12 protein-coding genes are annotated in these 20,697 nt (G+C 36.1%); 6 read left to right on the top strand and 6 right to left on the bottom strand.

The features are described from left to right. The first annotated feature begins 1,344 nt into the window (after positions 1-1,344). The 4 genes from ACP6PK_RS21635 to ACP6PK_RS21620 all read left to right on the top strand — a co-directional run bounded on the left by ACP6PK_RS21635 (position 1,345) and on the right by ACP6PK_RS21620 (position 5,790). On the top strand, positions 1,345-1,779 hold the full coding sequence (locus tag ACP6PK_RS21635; RefSeq protein WP_426562538.1) for a type 2 periplasmic-binding domain-containing protein: 435 nt from the start codon (positions 1,345-1,347) through the stop codon (positions 1,777-1,779). Between the two features lie 329 nt (positions 1,780-2,108). Further along, positions 2,109-2,231 carry a hypothetical protein gene (locus tag ACP6PK_RS21630; protein WP_426562536.1) on the top strand — a complete coding sequence of 41 codons (123 nt, stop codon included), beginning with the start codon at positions 2,109-2,111 and terminating at the stop codon, positions 2,229-2,231. Positions 2,232-2,258: 27 nt separating this feature from the next. After that, positions 2,259-4,484, top strand: a complete 2,226-nt coding sequence (locus ACP6PK_RS21625; RefSeq protein ID WP_426562534.1) for a tetratricopeptide repeat protein — start codon at positions 2,259-2,261, stop codon at positions 4,482-4,484. A gap of 118 nt (positions 4,485-4,602) precedes the next feature. Then, the gene (locus ACP6PK_RS21620; RefSeq protein ID WP_426562532.1) at positions 4,603-5,790 is read left to right on the top strand and encodes an IscS subfamily cysteine desulfurase; all 1,188 of its coding nucleotides are present in this window, start codon (positions 4,603-4,605) and stop codon (positions 5,788-5,790) included. 608 nt (positions 5,791-6,398) lie between these two features. Here the strand turns inward: ACP6PK_RS21620 and ACP6PK_RS21615 are convergent. Further along, positions 6,399-7,586 carry a glycosyltransferase family 4 protein gene (locus ACP6PK_RS21615; RefSeq protein ID WP_426562542.1) on the bottom strand — a complete coding sequence of 396 codons (1,188 nt, stop codon included), beginning with the start codon at positions 7,584-7,586 and terminating at the stop codon, positions 6,399-6,401. Positions 7,587-9,068: 1,482 nt separating this feature from the next. Between ACP6PK_RS21615 and ACP6PK_RS21610 the strand changes: the two genes are divergently transcribed. Further along, positions 9,069-10,058: a hypothetical protein gene (locus ACP6PK_RS21610; protein WP_426562530.1), complete on the top strand. Its 990-nt coding sequence runs from the start codon at positions 9,069-9,071 to the stop codon at positions 10,056-10,058. A gap of 1,100 nt (positions 10,059-11,158) precedes the next feature. On the opposite strand, the gene ACP6PK_RS21605 is transcribed toward ACP6PK_RS21610, so the two are convergent. Further along, entirely contained in the window at positions 11,159-12,934 is a 1,776-nt protein-coding gene (locus ACP6PK_RS21605) for an N-acetylmuramoyl-L-alanine amidase (protein WP_426562540.1), read from the bottom strand. 483 nt (positions 12,935-13,417) lie between these two features. Here ACP6PK_RS21605 and ACP6PK_RS21600 point away from each other — a divergent pair, with 483 nt between their 5' ends. Next, entirely contained in the window at positions 13,418-14,635 is a 1,218-nt protein-coding gene (locus ACP6PK_RS21600; RefSeq protein ID WP_426562528.1) for an FAD-dependent oxidoreductase, read from the top strand. Between the two features lie 694 nt (positions 14,636-15,329). Here the strand turns inward: ACP6PK_RS21600 and ACP6PK_RS21595 are convergent. The 4 genes from ACP6PK_RS21595 to proX (ACP6PK_RS21580) all read right to left on the bottom strand — a co-directional run bounded on the left by ACP6PK_RS21595 (position 15,330) and on the right by proX (ACP6PK_RS21580) (position 20,580). Further along, positions 15,330-16,382, bottom strand: a complete 1,053-nt coding sequence (locus ACP6PK_RS21595) for a class I SAM-dependent methyltransferase (RefSeq protein WP_426562526.1) — start codon at positions 16,380-16,382, stop codon at positions 15,330-15,332. A 45-nt stretch (positions 16,383-16,427) separates the two neighbouring features. Continuing rightward, a complete protein-coding gene (locus ACP6PK_RS21590; RefSeq protein ID WP_426562524.1) occupies positions 16,428-17,456 on the bottom strand; it encodes a Glu/Leu/Phe/Val dehydrogenase dimerization domain-containing protein in 1,029 nt (342 codons plus the stop codon). Between the two features lie 55 nt (positions 17,457-17,511). Beyond that, positions 17,512-18,576, bottom strand: a complete 1,065-nt coding sequence (gene proX / locus ACP6PK_RS21585; protein ID WP_426562522.1) for a glycine betaine/L-proline ABC transporter substrate-binding protein ProX — start codon at positions 18,574-18,576, stop codon at positions 17,512-17,514. A 942-nt stretch (positions 18,577-19,518) separates the two neighbouring features. Beyond that, positions 19,519-20,580, bottom strand: a complete 1,062-nt coding sequence (gene proX, locus ACP6PK_RS21580; protein WP_426562520.1) for a glycine betaine/L-proline ABC transporter substrate-binding protein ProX — start codon at positions 20,578-20,580, stop codon at positions 19,519-19,521. Positions 20,581-20,697: the final 117 nt, after the last annotated feature.

Raw genomic sequence — 20,697 nt, 5'->3', positions numbered from 1 at the left:
TTTTCTTGAGTCTAAATACTTATTCAAGTTTTACCATCTTTGCATACTACATTTTATCGTGCGGAATGTGGGTTCTAGGAGAAACCGGGTTTCTGGGTTCCCATGCGTAATATCATGTCCGTTGGTATAGGAGCGTGTAAAAGCTGGGGAAATATCTATCATATTTAAGGTTTTTTCTTCTCTGAAAGCTTTTTTCCTAGATAACTAAAGCTTTCTTCCTTCTCTCCTAGATAACTAAAGCCTTCTTCCTTACCTTCCCTATAGAAGCCCTAAGCGTATCTTGGCAAAGTTGCGAGTTTTTGGCTCAGGAGTCAGGACTCAGGACTCAGAAGTCAGGAGATTAAGAAATACTCAGAGGGGAAAAAGGTAGAAAAATGCCTCCATCTCGCCACCCTCCCCACACTTCCCACACTTCCCACCCCCATCATGTATAAAAAAATAAATACCTTCAGGGGTTCTATACAATACCGATGCTACCGGACATGATATAAGTCCTGTAATTATTAATTATTAATAGCTTTGTTGCAGAAAAGTACCGATATAGCAATCCTAAATAGTTAAAAAGAGCTGAAAACCTTGAAAATTATGACTCCTAACTCCTGACTCCTAACTACTACCAAAATACCACAACCGATCGGAGGATTGCTATAGAACATCCATTCCGCTTTCGTTCGCACAATTTACGCGGAGCAAGTGCGGCAGCTATATCGCTCTCTTTCACAATTATTGATTTTCTCTTCATCTATTGTCCAATAGTTAGGGTGGGGTGATTAAATCTCAAAACTTTCACCTGTAAAGGTTTCAGCCTTTTTCTGTCTCATATTGATGTTTTCTTCATCTATTGTCCAATAGTTAGAGTAGTTTCCGCGCCTTATGAAGTATATGCACAAGCAAGTGCGACAGCTATATACTTTCATGGAACAAAGCCATTATTAATTATTAATTATTCAGAGACTGGAGAGTAAAATAATTATTAAGAGAGCACGCGAAGTGACTAAAATCTAAAAGCGGTAATACTTCAAGGGATTGAAAGAAGGTAGATAGAGAAGTATTCAGTACATATATTCCTAGATTTAATAGCGACAAATATTTGTCTTGATGTCTTCGGACCTCCATACCTGTTCCCTCCATACCTGTTCCCTCCATACCTGTTCCCTGTTCCCTATCTCCTTTTTATATTTCCTGATACATTCAATCTCTAATTATTAATTATTAATAGAGCTAAATTTTTTGGTAGAGAATCTAAAGTTATTATTAATTGTCCAAACAATCACAGTTTTTTATCTGTAGTTAAATTAATTAATTAATAATCTGGAATTTTCTCGTTGAGGAGGATAAATTATAGTGAATGCTGCAGAACAGGCCAAAAACTTTGAAGTCGCTAGTAAAATTGCTACGATTGTTAATTTATTTAAGTCCCAATTTCCAGATGTTAGGGTCGATCTAAAACCTTGGATGAATGATCCAGATACTTTAGAGTTAGTTGACCCAGATTCTATAGATATTGGTTTTCATTTGCCTGGTAGAAGTCGGTCTTTGGAAAGTCGTTGTCTATTGGTGCAAATTCGTTTATATCAAGACCCTATTGAGGCTTATCATCGGGCAATTGGAGTTGAGGTTGCTGGTTATGACCATCGTGGGGAGCAATGGAAGTTATCAACGGTGGGTGGATGGCGTTTTGTGGGTAATACTCAACCAACAACTGAATCTGCTGCTAAAGTGAAATATTTTTGTCGGCAGATTTTTGAGTTATTTAATAATAATGATGTGGCGGCTTAATAGGGATTAACTAAAGCTGTTGGGTTTTTCATCTCGAAAGATTTTACGAACAACTTTAATATCAGGTTCTACTGCGATTAGCTAACATTCCAGTAAGGTTTAAATATTTAATTGGCTTTTTTATCCTGGTTTTTTCTTGGGTATGTTGTCAATTTATTAAGTGTATCTTTGGGGATGTTAGCTACTTTTTATCAATAGGGGGAAATTAAAGAGCGAAAGCAGATTTTCCCTATTTTTTGTTCCTTGTGGAATTTGGCATTATACCATTTAGTGTTATCAATATAAATAAATATTTAGCCCTAATTCAATTCTAAATAATAATTTTTATTATGTCTGAACAATTGCCAAAAAATAGAATTATTGAACTTCAGCAAGCTATTTCTGATTATGAAATTTATCTACAAAAAGTTAATGATTACTATCAAAAATATTTAAACAATAAAGAAGAATAAATTCAAATAGAACTTTCACATTATTTATTGCAGGCACTTAAATCTAGAGATAAAGTTGAGGATATATGGCAATTTCTTGAATATCCATCTCCGAAAGAAATTGAAGAGATTAACAAATTAGATGAAAAATTTATAAATATCAAAGAAAATTTCAAAGAGAATATCAAAGAGCAACAAATTATAACTAGAGTTAAAAATTATTCTCAAAATTCTCAGGAAATTCATAAGAATCCATATCTTAGAGATTGGTGGTGGAAAGATTTCTATACTCAACCATTAGACATATTGTTTAATATTCCTGCTAATATTGTTACATCAGTTTGTATTTTTTGTATTGTAGTTATAAGTTTTCGCAATTTAGATATTGTTAGCAGTTTTGGTTTTGACTTGACTGAAATTTTTAAAATTTCCCTGTCTAGTATAGGTGTATTGGTTTTTTCTGCCACATTTTTTGGAAATATTAAAAAACATTCCAAGAATTTTCTTAGTTTGTTTGGTATTAATCCTAAATGGCACGATGAAACTGTTAGTCTAGTTTCTTTATGTTTGCTAATATTTATTGCTTGGTTGTTTATTTTTAATATACCTTCTATGGGTAGATCAGCATTAAACAAAGGAGATAAATTACTCAAACAAGGTAAATACATACAAGCCGAAAGTCAGTATCAAAAAGCATTAACTTACCTCAATCCTGAAAATAGCCAAGAGCAAAACATAATAGAAAAATTTACACAATACTTTTCTTTGTCATTTACTCAAGAAAAACACCCTTTGATTTTATTTAAGTTAGGACAAGTTTATTATCAAAAATTAGATTTAGACAAGGCTCAAAAATATTATCAACAAGCTATTTTGCTAGAAACTAATCAGAATAGCGTTTTTTATATGGACTACTTAAACAATTTGGCGAAAATTATTATTTTAAAATCCTATGACTTCCCATCAATTTCTCAAGTAACTTCAGATAGTCAGTCCTCAAGTAATAAAAACACAGATAGTCAGTCCTCTAATAAAGGAGATAAATCCGATCAAGGAGATAAAGTAGACAAGACTGCTAAGTTTTTACTAGATTTATCGCAGTCTATCTATTCAAATAGAACAACTGAACTATTTTGTAGAAAACTTAAACTTATTGATCAGAGAAAATATGAATGTTACAATAAAAAGATTTTTAAAGAGATTGAAAATCTCTTAAAATATGAAGTTAATATTAGTGTATATAAATCTAAATATAATGATCTTGATTTATATAATTATGAGTCAGAAATTTTAAATGAAGAAAAAGGAGAAAAAGTCTTTTCACAAGAATTAGAACAACAATCAAAACAAGTATTAGAAAAATTATCTGAACAAAAATTAGAACCAGACTTAGAACAACAATCAGAACAACAATTGGAAAAATTATTTGGAGAAAAATTAGAACAAGAATTAGAACAACAATTGGAACAACAATTGGAAAAATTATTTGGAGAAAAATTACTTGAACTACGATTAAAATATCTTAAAAGTATCGAGACACTTAAATTTAATTATGGATTATATGAGTTGCTCTTTTTGAAAAATATTAAAGATAGTAAAGATATTCAGAATAAACCATCATTCAAAAATAAGCTAAACCTTGCTAAAGAACATTTTAAAATCTCTTCATTTAATGGTGCTGTACCAATAATAGGTAGAGAGCTTAATACAGACGAAGTACAGGGGGAATTTAATGAAGACGAGCTAAAATTTGAAGACAAGGCCCCAGACAAAGTAAAAGAGATGAAATCTTTATGTTTTTATCGCCTTTCTCAATTTATGGAAAAAACATCGTCTCAGAAATATATTGACAAGAAAAATGAAATGAAGAAAGTACAGGAGGCAATGAAAAATGCAAAAAAAACAGAATATCCTCAGAAAATAGATACAGCAGAGAAGGAAATGAAGGAAGCAGAGGAGGCAATGAAAAATGCAAAGGAGGCAATGAAAAATGAAAAAAAAGAAGAATATGAGGCAATAATGAGAACGGAAGAATATTGTCAGAAAATAGATACAGCAAAGAAGGAAAAGGAGGAAGCAAAGGAGGCAATGAAAAATGCAAAAAAAGAAGAATATGAGGCAATAGAATCTCCATTAAAATATTTAGAAAAAAAGATGGTTGGTGATAGGTGCTATGGTAAGGATCTTCTTCCTATAAACACCCTAGATTTTTATGAACAAAGGATAGTTTATGATTTCAGAAGAATACCAGGATTTCCTCAAAACCCTAACTAAACTTCTTTTTGAGAGCAAGAAAGAAGATTTTTGACAATTTTAGGCATCAAGTAAAGATATCTTAATTTCCCTGCTCCCTACTCTTAAAAAAATTAGATAAAATTATTAGTTAATCACCATGTTAAAACGTCCTATTTATCTCGACTGCAATGCTACTACCCCTCTGGATGAACGAGTATTAAAAACAATGTTGCCTTACTTCACGGAACATTTTGGCAACCCCGCTAGTATCACTCATCAATATGGTTGGGAAGCAGAAGCAGCAGTGAAAAAAGCTAGAGAAATTTTAGCTACTTCTATTAATGCTACTCCTGAAGAAATTATTTTTACGAGTGGCGCGACAGAAGCAAATAATTTAGCTATCAAAGGAGTAGCTGAAGCTTACTTCGATAAAGGCAAACATATTATTACAGTCGCCACCGAACATAATGCCGTTCTCGACCCTTGTGCATATTTACAAAATTTGGGATTTGAAGTTACTTATTTGCCCGTAAATACAGATGGAATTATCGATTTAACTTCCCTAGAAACAGCTTTGCGCGAGGATACAATTCTCATATCTGTTATGGCAGCAAATAATGAAATTGGAGTCTTACAACCTTTGGCAAAAATAGGAGAAATGTGTAAAGAAAATTCCATTATTTTCCATACTGATGCTGCACAAGCTATTGGTAAAATTCCTTTAGATGTACAGGAAATGAATATCGACCTAATGTCATTAACTGCCCATAAAATTTACGGACCAAAAGGTATTGGTGCTATTTATGTGCGTCGTCGTCATCCCAGAGTAAAGTTAGCGCCTCAAATACATGGGGGAGGACACGAACGAGGAATGCGTTCCGGTACTTTGTGTACGCCTCAAATAGTTGGTTTTGGTAAAGCGGTGGAAGTTGCGTTAGCAGAAATGGAGTCGGAAGCAAAAAAGTTAAGCAGTTTACGACAACAGTTATGGGAAAAGCTGCAAACATTGGAAAATATTTTTCTCAACGGACATCCGACTCAGCGTTTGCCTGGAAATTTGAATATTAGTGTGGAGGGTGTGGATGGGCAAGCGTTATTGTTGGGGTTGCAAAGTGTAGTAGCGGTTTCTTCTGGTTCTGCTTGTACTTCTGCTAAAGTTGCGCCTTCCCATGTTTTGCAAGCTTTAGGGCGTTCTGAAAAGTTAGCTTATGCTTCTGTGCGTTTTGGTATTGGGCGGTTTAATACTGTGGAAGAAATAGATATAGTAGCAGAACAGGCGATCGCTACTATTAAATCTTTGCGTCAAGCAAGTAGAAGTCAAAAGTCAAAAGTAATCTCTAACTGAGTTCCAGAATTTAGTAGTGTTCTAATTTTTGCATCAAACAAGTAAAAGTCAAAAGTTATTGAACCTTTTGTTTGTCAGTTTTATAGCGCTTTTACTTGTGAGATATATGACCAGGACTTACGCAGAGCTACTATATCTAGTAAGGGATAATGACCATTAAGCCCTACAAATGGTGTGTAACTTCATTTTTTGCCTAAGTCCTGATGACTTCACACCACAATCAAAACCTTGTAGGGACGTTCCATGAAACCTCCCTACAAAAACCGCCATAAAAAAGTATAGAAACCGGGTTTGTATTAGATTTCCCACCATACTCACATTTACCTCCTATAAACCCGGTTTCTTATAACATTTGACTCCTGACTCCTCTGTTAAATTGACAAACTTTCTCCTCTTCCCTCCTGACTCCTGACTCCTGTACGGGCGTTTTGCTATCGCACAACTCCGTTTTGCTAGCGCAAAGCTCCGCTAACGGCTAAGAGCCGACATGAAAAACGCGGAGCGACATATAAAGCGGAGCTTTGCGTTAGCACATGGCCATTTCCGTTCCGGAATGCTCCGCAAACGCCCCTACGACTCCTGACTCCTCTGTTAAATCAGAGAATTTATTACCAAACCACCTGTAACCTTTCTGCTACTACTCTCTGATACACTCCATCTGTTTGTTTTGCTATCCTATCCCAAGAAAATTTATGCTCTAATTCCTGATAAGCATTATTCACCAATTTTTGCACATAATTAGGGTCTCTTAATGCCTCAATAATACCCCATGCTAGGGAATTAGGATTACCAACTTTGCTAACAATACCTGTTCTACCATGTTCAACTACTTCTGGCAAACCACCTGTATCTGAAACCACTACTGGTACTTTTGCTGCAAAACTTTCGAGGGCAACAATACCAAAAGGTTCATAAAGACTCGGAAATACTGCACAGTCAGCGATCGCTTGGAATTTATGTAAATTTTCCTCTGACATAAACCCGGTGAAATAGAATCTTTCAGAAATTCCTAAATTCCAGACTTCTTGTTTCCAATGATCTGTTTTGCCACCACCAATCATAATAAATTTCACCTTACTTCCCATTTCTTCAATTACTTTTGGTGCAGCATGAATTAGCACTGACAAGCCTTTTTCTGGGGTCATTCTGCCTAAATAGTAGACAATTTTTTCTTCATCTGCTGCAAAATGCCGACGGAAATGTACAGAATCAAATTCATCTCGACTTGGTTTTTTTTCAGGACAAATTCCATTATAAATTACATCTATTTTATCCCAAGGACTGTCTAAGGTTCGTGTCACATCTCCTCGCATATAGTTAGAACAAACAATGACTCTCCAAGCATTATAAACTAGCTCTTTTTCTTTTTCATGAATGTACTGTTGGCTATGATTATGAATACCGTTATGGCGACCATTTTCTGTGGCATGAATAGTAGCGATTAGTGGTAATCTAAAGATATGTTTAAGAGCGATTGCTGCATCTGCAACTAGCCAATCATGAGCATGAATTATATCAAAATTTTTATCCTCTGTGATTAGTTTTCCCCCATGACGACCCATCGCTTCATTCATATTTGCTATCCAATGAAAGAAGTTGTGGCTTGGTCCAACTGGAACTCTATGGACTTCTATTCCATCCACAATTTCATACATTGGTGCTTCGCCAGATTTGACTGTGACTAAATGAATTTCATGTCCTAATTTCACCAATTCTGGGTATAATTCTGCAACATGACGTGCTATTCCTCCTATAATTCTTGGTGGAAACTCCCAACTTAATACTAGAATCTTCATCACTCTAACCCCGCAATTTTTACTATTTTTACAATTCTTAATCTTTAGCAATTTTACTCTAAAGATTTTGGCAAATATTTAATAATTTTCCTGATAAATATCATAGATATCTTAACCTAACTATTCTTAAGCAGTTAGGTCAATTCCGGTTAATTAGCATACCAAAAAATATTGTTAATAATGCTATGTAGTTATAATTTTGTTTTTATACTATTTTTTGATTTTTGTCAAGGCCATCAACTTAATTAAACACAGGTTAGGTTATGTTATTGAGCTACTCAGACATTAAAATGTCACTTTGGTTCATAACTATGATTATTTAGAGTTAAGATATGATTTATTTCCATTAACCAGAAATATCAAACAATCAATAAGAATAAGTATAATTTCAATTGGATAAATTTTTACTACAAATTCTTAGGTAGGGGAGTAGCCATTTCAGTTAGCCTCCTGTCGGAGGAACTGCGTTAACAGTACCTTAATGGAATAGGGAGGCTTGAGACCTCGTGAATCTGGTCAAATTGAGAAGTTATTATGATGTCCGGATAATAAGTGATAAAAAAGTTTTTGTTTGTAGTCAAGCTCTCAGCCCTATCTATGCTTGGGGCTTTAGCCCTAATACAAGCTTTAATTAACTATTTAACCAGACATGATACTATTGGCAGGGGAGGCAACTTATCAGAGAATTATAGTAGTCAGGAATTGTCACTATTGGTACTTCCTACTTCTACAATAATTATATTGTTGATAACATTATTTGTTCAAATTGGTATAAGCACATAAATATGAGGAGTTATCAAAAAATATTAAGCAACTTATAGATATTTATAGCGTCAAAGTTAAACACTACTTTTTTGATAGTAAATTCCTCCATGAATAACAAATAACTACTTCTGTGGCATTTAATTAAACAAAATAAGACTAAAAAATTAACCCTGCGCTTGAGAATTTGAATATTTGTGTTTTAAAATTATGGCTCTTGTACGGGCGAATTCGGAACGAATTCGCCTCTACTATCAAAATATTACAACTATGCAGAGAATTGCTCTATTGAAAAAGTTACTGTACAAATTATTAGGAATAGGGAATAGGGAATAGAAATTAGTATTAAACTGTACTTGACCATCCTACAAAGTTCTGTAGAAAAATAGCTCTATTCAGAACTATAGCATCGGCAACAACTTGTCAAAAATCAAAAAATACAGAAAAGCTCTGAAACTATTATCCCAGTTAACCGTTCCCTGTTCCCTGTTTTCAAATTCCAAAATATTTTATTCACAACTCAAATATGACTTCCATATCACCTATTGAATTTATTGCTAATAGGGTGTACAATTATCCACAAGTACCAGACAAACTTATTCTAAGTTACCCTCAAAAAAACTGTAGGTATATTTAAGTTTTTCTTGATGAACTTTGATAAAATAAATGAAGTGTTAATTGATTGAGCCAGGATAATATTTTGGCAGTTTTTGCAGAATTATGGTATTACCAATAGTTAATTTCTATATTCCAAAATGTTATTTTCCTGCAGTAACTCCTACTAATGTTGAGGAAGAATGGATTGGATTTAATTTAGGAATTTATGCCTGGACTTTTCAAACTTATTTGCGTTTACAAGCTGATGGTTTTCCTTGTAAATTAGTTAGTGAACTGCCATCTGAAGGAATAATTATTTTTCATCATCAAGCCCTAGAAGCTCATAAAACACCAATTAAACCAGGAAAAAATCAACTATTTATTTTCCTCAAAGCTGAATCAAAGTATTATGGTTATGCTCAACTTCATATAGTACAAAATCCCACAGAAGTGCAGAAACTAAAAGACAGTTATTATCTGCCTCACTGGCCACAACCAGGGTTAATTCCCCGTGACCCTTTACGAGGCGATCGCTTTGAAAATATTGCTTTTTTTGGTTATCAAGAAAATCTAGCTCCTGAACTGTTTCAACCGACTTGGGAAAAACAATTAAATGAGTTAGGTTTACACTGGTATCCTGTTGTACATAGTTATCATTGGTCAGATTATTTGCACATCAAAAATCGCTGGAGTAATTATCAAGAAATTGATGCAGTTGTAGCAGTCAGAAGTTTTAAAAATATACCAGATTATCACAATCAACCAGCGACTCAACTTTTTAATGCTTGGTTAGCTGGAGTGCCAGCTATATTGGGTTGTGAGTCAGCTTATCAAGCTGAAGGTCAGATAGATGTTGATTATTTAGAGGTGAATAATTTAGAAGATTTATTATTAGCTATTAAGCGGTTAAAAGCAGATATTAATCTTAGACAAAAATTAGTGAGTAATGGTTATAAAAGCAGCTTAAATATTCACCCCAAAATTATTACTCGTAAATGGCGTGATTTTTTGATGCAAGTTGCTTTACCTGCCTTCGGAGAATGGTGCAATACTCCTAGATTTTTACAACAAACAATTTTAAATAAACGGTTGATTACTTTAATGTTTAAATAAAATGAAATAGAAAGAAATTTTAAACAATACAAAAAAGATATAGCAATTCCAAATAGGTTGTAAGATTTTACCGAAAAATCAAGGTATAAAGCCTCTCCTTTTAAGGGGATGAAAAAAATATTTGGTTTATTATTTCAAGCCTCTGGGATTTCCTGCGGAATGCTGCGCAAACAGCCAGAGGTACTGATATAGAATCCGGTTGAACAGTGGTCATTGCGACGAGAGAAAGCAATCTCCTAACCCCTTGAGATTGCTATCCGTTCCGGAATGCTCCGCTTTCCATGTCGCGCAGCGTTTTATGTCGGCGACAGCCGAAAAGCGAAACCTTCCACTCCGTTCCAGTCGCTGCGGACGCAGGCTATAGTAATTATCCGGATTTTATATGATAACTGATAACTGAATTGCGCAGTTACGACCATAGGAGGCTAACTGAATTGCGCAGTTACGACCATAGGAGGCTAACTGAAATGACCCTAGAAATTATCTAAAATATATCAAATATGCTTACTTTGGAGTTTGTAGTTTCTACCATCAGTATTGGGAAAAAATCTAATTTATAGCAGGGAACAGGGAACAGGGAACAGGGAACAGTTGGAAAAGTGTTTCCGTGGTCTTTGATTCATCATCAGTCTATATCCTAATCGCCCTGGCTGTTGCTATAGATATGAGATTTATAGGTTACAGCGCTTTTCAAATTGATGAACCACATCGCCGTAACCAAAACCCTGTAGGGACGTTGCACAGGCAAAAATGCGTTTTCCGTTCCGGAATACTCCGCTTTCCATGTTGCGCAGCAAAACGTCCCTACTGTGGTCTACTGAAATGAAAACTGCTGTAAGGCAGAAGGGTTAGAAGGATTTGGAAAAACTAGCTTTTTATAACCAGATTTGGTATCATATCAAATCACCTTGCTACGGTTCCCGAAAAATCGGAGTAACAAGAAACCGGGTTTGTGGGAGATCAATGTTAGTATTGTCTGAAAATGTCCGACAAACCAGGTTTCTCTGCTTTTTTCTACTGATACTACCGGATTTGATATCACAGGACATTCTCACCCTTCCTCCTTCTCTCCTAGATAACTAAAGCCTTCTTCTTCCTTACTATTCAGAACTTTTTACCCACTCCACAATTCCATCTGCTAATACTTTTGCTAACTTCTCTTGTTCCTGGGAATTCATAATCCATTCAAACTCATAAGGATTAATCATAAACCCTAATTCCAATAAAACAGAAGGAGCTATCGCCGGACGAGTTAAAGCTAAATTATTCCAAAATACTCCATAGGAAGGTCGGTCTAATTTTTCTACTAAATAATTATGTAAAAATACTGCCAAACTATGAGCTTGAGGATGATACCAAAAAGTACCAATTCCTTGAGTTTTTAGGGCATCTCCATAATCAGGTAAAGCATTATAATGAACAGAAAGTGCTAAATCTGGCACTTGTTGATTAATCATTTCTACACGGTCTTTAGGATATAAATCCTCCTCTGCTTTTCTTGTCATATACACCCTAGCTCCCCGTTCAATTAATTCATCCTGTAATAGCTTTGACACAATTAATGTCACATTTTTTTCAGGATAACCAGTCGGACTTGTTGCTCCTAAATCATTCTCACTTCCATGTCCGGCATCAATTAAAATGTTCATTCCAGTTAAAGGTTTATATCTAGAAACAATACCACTTTGTACTGCCGGAGGATGTCGCAAAGTTAATAGTAAAGTTGTACCATCATACTTTAATTTATAACCCCATTGTTGGTCTGTTTTTAAATAAAATTTATATCTAACTGCCTGTTCATTTTCCACTGTTGAAGTTAGAATTGGGTGCCAGTCTAATCGCTCAATTAAAGGGTCATCATCCAGACGAATAGTATCAGTTTGAGCCGTAGTATTATGCAGAGTTAAAGTTAAATAGCGATCGCCCTGTTCAACTGTTATTGGCACCGGTACTTGCAAAGGAAATTTGATTTCTGTTGCACCTTGAACTTGACGAGAAATAGCACTCCTAATTACTGAACGGGGTGGTGCTGCATCTGTAGATATCTTAGTCTCATTTGCTTTGATCCATCCACCATAGTCAAGTCTTAAATAGTCTCCCTCCCTTCCTGTAATCAAAGCTTTAGTACCTTTTGGTAGAGGTGTCAAGCGGGAATAAGTGGTACTTGGTCCGGTTCTAGCAACTCCCTCTTCTACTGTCACCTCCGCCACCTCAAATGTAGTCGCAGAAAGAATAGTCACTTTTCCTGGTGCTTTTTGAGTCACCGTTTTACCCCTGAGACTTAGTTTAAATTCAGGTTGACCTAATTCTCCTGGTTTCTCTGCTTTCGCACAACCTTGATAATATTCTCCCACAGAGGGAACAGGTTGATTATCTCCTGTTAATACTGCCAAATTTCCTGGTAAATTTACTACTTGAGACTGAGAAAGTAAAGGAATAGTTTGGGCAGCTAATAAAACAGAAATATTAGCATTTGGAGGAGCGATCGCCTGAAAACAAATTAATTCTCCTGGCATTCTGGAAATATCTTTTGCTGGAGTCAAAGAGTCTTGACCAAAAGCTATTCCTACTGGTAAAGCTGGTTGATTTGAATTGCGTGTTATTTTTAAAATAATCTCTTCATTTTGATGGCGAAAAGTAAATATATTTTCCCCTATTTGTAATGGAAAACTAGGAGCAAAATGACCAGATTTACTACGCTCATTAATTGGTTTTCCATTAACAGTAACTTCCGCTTCTGGAGAAGCTGTACCAATGAAGAAAATTCGGTCTGAAGTAGTTTTGTGATTGGCTGAAGGATAAGCAATAAATAAATCTTTTTGTGTTGACTCAGAATCCTTTTGAAGTTGATTATTATCTTCATTATTTTGCGACATTACATCATGTGACATTGCATCAGGGGAAATGGTAGTTATTACTCCTAAAAATATCATTAATCCTAAAGTTGATGAGCCGATAATTTTGCTAAATATTTTGGGAATTATTGCTTGTTTTGTCCCCATGAGCAGTGGATTAAAATTTACCATATTATTTTTTTCTTTTTTTTAAGTTGATATTACTTAATTTTACTAAATTTTTATGATAGGGAACTTTAGTTAGACTCAAAAAATTTTTTTCCTAGCTTTTGAGAAAAATATCTATTTCCCTTTGACCAGTCTGATTAAATTTTCCAGTCACTTATCCTCCTAAATCATGTATCAAGTTTTCTGCAATTTATCTACTCTATATTTTTCCTTCTTCCTTCTTCCCTCTTACTTTTTTCTTCTGTTATAATATCAATATTAAGTAACCAGATATGGCGATGCCCTATCGTATAATTTATAATACTACCGGACGTTCAGAATTCAGGTAGAAACTTAATGGCAGAAACAACAGCATATTTCAATGCAGATGTAGTTATTATTGGTGGTGGTATTGCGGGTCTGGCAACAGCTTATTACCTTAGCCAGAAACAAAATCTACAAATTATATTGTTAGAGAAAGACTCTATCCCTAATCCCAACAACAGTTCCTATGGCGATGAACGGATGTATCGCCGAATGTATTCTAATGAATATCTGTCAGAATTGCAAGAGGAAAGCTTGAAAGAGTGGAAAACCCTTGAAACTCAACATGATTGTCAATTACTGAGACAAAATGGCTTGCTCTTCTACGGCGAAGCTTGGGATGAAGAAACAATAGAAGGTAGTATTCCAGGCGCTCGCCGAGTGATGGAAAAGAAAGGAATTCCATTTGAAGCCTTAAATGCGCAACAACTCCAAGAACGTTGGCCAATGCGACCTAAACCGGATTTTGTGGGTTTGTTTGAAAGCACTGCGGGTATGGTTTGGTCTACACGAGCGATTGAGGTATTTCGCTCTCAAGCAGAAACCAATGGCGTATCTATCCACACAGGGCAAGAAACTGTTAGTCTCAACTGCACTCCTAGTAGCACGGTTGAAATCAAAACACGATCGGGAAATACATTTTTAGCCAATCAAGTTGTTTTGACTGCTGGAGCTTGGACTAATGATTTACTCAGCCTATTTACAACTCCCCTCAATCTAGAAATTTGGCCGATGCTATGGGGACACTATCGAGTGGAAGAGACTTTACGAGAGCAGTTTCCACAATGGTTTTGTTTTCAGCAAGAAAAGCCAGATACTAACGATGGTGGACTCTACTACGGATTCCCTTGTCACACTCCCGAAACATCACTCATCAAAGTTGGGATTGATTGGTGTCCACCTGAATTGCGTACCAAAACCATGAGTACGTTTGTCAGAGAACCAAATTCAGAGCTTGTGCAATTACTCGATCAATTCCTTCGTAATAATTGGGATGGAATTAAAGAGTGTGTTGGTCTGTATTTTAGTCCATACACGATGACAAAAGATACTTTATTTGTACTGGATAAGCTTCCCGGATATCCACAAATTAGTCTTTTTACAGGTGGTTCGGGTCAAGCGTTTAAGTTTACACCACTTTTAGGCAAGTTGCTGGCTGAGTTAGTTTTAGATCGGACCCCCTCTTTTGATTTATCTCCCCTCAGTGCTAGTCGGGAGTGTGTTATGTCATCTCCGGATGAACAGTTATAAATAATTAGGGAGGAGTCAGAAGTCAGGAGTCAGGAGGGACAAGTGGTCAGGACTTACGCAAAAAATCAAATTACACACCATCTGTAGGGGCTTTCTGGCATTCGCCCTTACTAGATATAGTGGCTCTGCGTAAGTCCTGGTGGTGAAAAAAAGAATATATCAGAACCCACATTCCGCTTTTGTGCGCACAATTTACGCGGAGCAAGTGCGACTGCTTAATTGCTCTGTTCCGCGATTATTGATGTTCTATTCATCTATTGTCCAATAGTTAGGGTGGGCTGATTAAATCTCAAAGTATTTACAGATAAAGGTTTTAGCCTTTTTAAGTCGGTAAAAAGTACGCTTGTTTCAGCTCTTAATGCACGGTTCCCGAAAAATCAAAAAGTTAGTATTTTCGCTGCTGAGTATAGCCAAAAAATTACTCCTCCCCTACTCCTTTTTCAGCAAACCCTAGTTAGGGTTGGCTGATTTGCAATAGAACATCCGTTCCGCTTTGCTACGCGGATGAAACGCGATCGCTCTGTTTCGCGATTATTGATGTTCTATTCATCTATTGTCCAATAGTTAGGGTGGGCTGATTAAATCTCAAAACCTTTATCTGTCAATGCTTTTAGATTTAATCAGCAGAGCAATAATTATTAACTATTGAATAGGATGCTATGAGGCGATAAAGCCTTAAGCATCGTTGTTTTGCTTATTCTTTGTAAATGCGTAAATGGGTGTGTGTATAATCCATCGAAAACTGACCAGGATTTTCTCTAACTCTAGCGGTAAATCTTGCGTAAAATTGGTTGACAATATCTAAAACATCTTTATTAGATCGATTAGTTAGAGCATTTCTGAAGGTATGTTCACTCCAAGAGCGAATTGTTTGGGTGAGACCTTGGGCAAATTTCTCTGTATCCTGATCGTCTTCGTACTGAGACCGATAAGGACAGGGAATCTGCATAGTTCTGATATCTCCTAATCGTAACCCTGCTTGATAGACTTCACTTTCAGGCTCTTCAAGACACGCTGCAAACTCGGCTTCTGTTCGGTAATAATTTTGGAATGTAGCACCAACATACTCTTCGGGTTGAATCAACCCCTCAATCTGCATTTGCTTCCAAATTTCGTGTAGAATATCGTGCATATTCAAGTCTACCTGGTTGTTGCCTAGATACCGCCCTTTTTCGTCTGTGGATAAGTTAGCGGTTACGATTTGACCTCCAGATTTGAGTTCTTTTGCTCTAGCTAGGAGAATAGTAGTCCAGTCAAGCTGAGATTGGGCTTGAAAAATGGCTTTATCTTCCCCTTGCTCACAAGCATTAATATGGGTATGGTAATTCAAATGTTTAGGCAGTTTACTTAGCCAGTGCATGGCTGTGGAAGAGAAGCCAAAGTCTAGACTATTGGGAGGACACACAGGTTCATAAAATGAGCGTGGAACCATTGAAACGACTAGATTTTGATCGCCCTGCATTAAAAAGGATGAAGTTTTACCTAGAGCATTAAAGTCATTACTGGGTAAATCACTAAAGATTGCTTCAACAAAAACCCCGTTATTTTGTTTTTTGACAGTAGCAATAATTTGCTGCCATAATCCTTGGGTAGTACCGCCATCTGCAATACCGTAATCAGCTAGTCTTACTTGTGAACTGTTTTGGATGGATTGGATTGCTTTTGCGACTAAATCCCCAGCAGCTTCGAGACAAAGTTTTGCTCCAAGTGTGTTGAGTGAGTAGTCAGATGCCATATAAATTGCCATGTCAGATATTCTCCAATGATGATGATTTTTTTCCAGCTTTTGGGTTTAATTTTTCTCTAAAAAATCTGGCATTTGACATCCCACTCTGGGTTGTTTATCTGCTGCTGAAATCAGGGTTGATATAACTTGTTCGTAGGATTTTTCGCTATTGGTTAGCTCGGCCAAAAATAACTTTACTTTTTGTTCAATCACTCCTAGAACAAATGCATAAATATATCGGGGATCTACTTGCTTGAAGATTAATGGGGAATAAAATTCGATTGAGTCGCAAATAACAGCTCCAGCACTACTAATTGATTCCGGAATAAAAGTGATGGATTTTGCCTGTAAAATATCGAGTACAGAAGGTTCACTCAGGGGAACATTAGCAGAGCCAACAATATATTGACACTGCAAGGAATCGGCAATCTCTGGTGTAATTAGACCACTGATGGAACAAGGAACTAATGCATCACAGGGAATATCCCACCAGTTATGATCCTGTGAGATATTCTTGCAATTCGGAAGATCGGCTCGTTCGGCTACAATGTCATAAGTCATAATACTTGCTCCCAGTTTTTGGAGAGCTAGAGCAGTAGCTTTACCCACCTTTCCCGAACCATGAACCAGAAAAACTAATCCCTCAAGATTTTTTCCAAAAATACCTTGAATACTACCCACTACACCATAAGCTGTGGCAATACTCGGGTCAACTTGAGAATCTAGAGATGCCAGAATATAAGGACAGTGGTTTCTGAGATATTCCATGTCCTCCAAGGAAGTATTTAAGTCACAACCAGTGTACATCAAACCGTTAAGATCATTCAGCATAGAACCGATAAAACTCAATAGATCTTTCTTGCAGGCTTGACAATCGGCCATCGCTACAACAATTTTACCACCGCTAAAACCTGTATTGTACAGACGATGTTTATGGGTCATAACGAGGGACAAATTTCTACAGTCCTCCCAAGCAAGTGTCTGAGATTTATAAGTTTTGACCCTCAATCCACCGTTACTGGGCTGATTCAGGGTTGGTCTGTCTAACCCAATAAAGCATTGCAAACCATCTCTATCTTTCTGAATAATTTTCATCTAAACTAAATTTGTTATACTATGGTGGATTATATTACAAAAGTTAAAAAAAACATCAATTCTCTGACAAATTTGTTCCTGTCTTTCTTGCTTCTTCTACCCAACCATCAAACTTATCTTGATTTTTCTTGACCCACTCCTCTGCATGGCGACGGAGATCTTCTGAGTTACTTTCACCATCTTGTACGAGTTTTTGTTGAGCGTTAACATCTTCAATAGGAATTGAAACCAGCTCAAACAGACGTTTAGCTGCTGGATTAGCTTGCAAAAATTTATTGTTTGCTACTATCCGCACTCTATCAACCGCAATACCTAGATTTTTTCCATCTAGCATAGTTTCTTGTTCTGAAGCTTCTCCCTGTTCTTCTGGTAGAGAAGTGAAAGGAACTTCTATCCAGATTGCATCCTTACCAGGTTCTAACACTGCAGGTGCCCAGTGAGGAGTGTAAGTATAATAGAGAATAGGTTTTTCTAGTCGGTTGCGAGCTACTACATCTGCCAACAAAATATCATAATTACCTTGATCGTGTTCAACCGTATCCCTCAGTCCATAGACATCTAAGTGATGCTCAATCACTAATTCACAACCCCATCCAGGATTACAACCTGCTAAGTTAGCTTTTCCATCACCATCTGAGTCAAAAAGTTTGGCAATTTTGGGATCTTTAAGTTGGTCTAAGCTAGTGATTTTATATTGATCGGCGGTTTTTTTGTCAATTTGATACCCTTGCAAAGCATTGTCAACAATAATTCCCACCCGCTGGAATTTATCTTCGCCTCCGTTTTCTATAAAAAATTTATTTTGGAGTTTTTCCCAATGATTGGTGTAGAAATCTAAGTCTCCGTTACTGACAGAAATATGCACTATGGGAACACTGAGCTGTTTGACGGCTTCAGTTTGATAACCAAGTTTTTCTAGACCAACATTAATAATTTCTGTTAAAAATGCTGCATAGGTTGTGATACTAGAGCCAGAACTTACTCTTACCCCTTGACCCGGCATCGTTTTGTCTGTTGATTCAGGATTAGATTGAATAGTAGGTTGACAGGCAATTAAAAAACTAATTGACAAAAAAGCTAGAACTATTTCTAAGAAGTATTTTTTTCTTTTTCGTTTCATTTTCGTCCTTTAAGTTAGTTTTAGTCAAGCAATGGCTTAATTGTATTCCACAGAGCTAGTGGGTATTATAACGGTGTTTATCAGAGACCTGAAATAAAGGTATAAACCATAAATTTTAAAAATCTCAAAGCTATACACAGTATGATTTTAGACAAATAAATTTAATACCATATCATAAAATGAAGCTAATTGATTTGAGATTTTTCCATTGGCCAAATGGGCTTTAATTATATAAAATATTGTGAGTATTTAATAAGTAGTGAGAAAAATTACACTCTCACAAATCTTGCGGACAATCTGGAAAAAGTTGGCCACAATCAAATTAATCGGTATTTGAAGAATGTTGAAAGACGAGACAGAAATTGTGTGGCAAAATGTACAGTCTGAAATTGCAACAACTGAAGATAGTTATTTAATTTTTGATGATACAGTTATTAATAAAAAATTATATTAAAAAGCGTTGATGAAACACGGTATGAAATTAAACTTTTGGTAAATTTTAAGCCAAAACATATAATGCAAATTATACCTATTTCTTCTATCAGAAGTTACCGAAAAACTCTTTTCTACCTACTGAATTCTGATGACTGACTTCTGACTCATAGCCAATCAAACATTTATTCAGCAATGCCTCTCAAAAAATAGAGATTGTCCGCTGTCAGGATAGTGGTAAGCAACATAGGGTATGCGTGGAAGGCGATCGCTATAAAAAATTAAGCGTTTCGCTTTTCTGCTGTCGCCGCCATGTTTGCGGAGCATTCCGGAACGGAAAACGTGACATGAAAAGCGGAAGCTCTACGTTAGCGATCGCCTAAATTAGTAAGCGCTATATATAGTCTCTTTGCGTAAGTCGTGATAATGTTACAAATGAGTGGCTGGAAATCCTTTAAACTAAATTTGTTATACTATGGTGGATTATATGACAAAGGTTAAAAAAAAACATCAATTCTCTGACAAATTTGTTCCTGTCTTTCTTGCTTCTTCTACCCAACCATCAAACTTATCTTGATTTTTCTTGACCCACTCCTCTGCATGGCGACGGAGATCTTCTGAGTTACTTTCACCATCTTGTACGAGTTTTTGTTGAGCGTTAACATCTTCAATAGGAATTGAAACCAGCTCAAACAGACGTTTAGCTGCTGGATTAGCTTGCAAAAATTTATTGTTTGCTACTATCCGCACTCTATCAACCGCAATACCTAGATTTTTTCCATCTAGCATAGTTTCTTGTTCTGAAGCTTCTCCCTGTTCTTCTGGTAGAGAAGTGAAAGGAACTTCTATCCAGATTGCATCCTTACCAGGTTCTAACACTGCAGGTGCCCAGTGAGGAGTGTAAGTATAATAGAGAATAGGTTTTTCTAGTCGGTTGCGAGCTACTACATCTGCCAACAAAATATCATAATTACCTTGATCGTGTTCAACCGTATCCCTCAGTCCATAGACATCTAAGTGATGCTCAATCACTAATTCACAACCCCATCCAGGATTACAACCTGCTAAGTTAGCTTTTCCATCACCATCTGAGTCAAAAAGTTTGGCAATTTTGGGATCTTTAAGTTGGTCTAAGCTAGTGATTTTATATTGATCGGCGGTTTTTTTGTCAATTTGATACCCTTGCAAAGCATTGTCAACAATAATTCCCACCCGCTGGAATTTATCTTCGCCTCCGTTTTCTATAAAAAATTTATTTTGGAGTTTTTCCCAATGATTGGTGTAGAAATCTAAGTCTCCGTTACTGACAGAAATATGCACTATGGGAACACTGAGCTGTTTGACGGCTTCAGTTTGATAACCAAGTTTTTCTAGACCAACATTAATAATTTCTGTTAAAAATACTGCATAGGTTGAGATACTAGAGCCAGAGCTTACTCTTACCCCTTTACCCGGCATCGTTTTGTCTGTTGATTCAGGATTAGATTGGATGGTGGGTTGACAGGCAATTAAACTGATTGATAAAAAAGCTAGAACTATTTCTAATAAGTGTTTTTTTCTTTTTCGTTTCATTTTCGTCCTTCAAGCTAGTTTTAGTGAAGCAATGGCTTAATTTTATTCCAGAGAGCTAGTGGGTATTATACCATTTCTCAAAAATCTTGCTATATTTGATTGGGTGGAGGAGGGACG

The sequence above is a fragment of the Dapis hubbardiae BLCC-M172 genome, assembly GCF_050016015.1.
GTDB lineage: Bacteria > Cyanobacteriota > Cyanobacteriia > Cyanobacteriales > Microcoleaceae > Trichodesmium.
The sequence above is the reverse complement of the archived record's forward strand: the minus strand, read 5'-3'. Positions and strand labels throughout refer to the sequence as shown.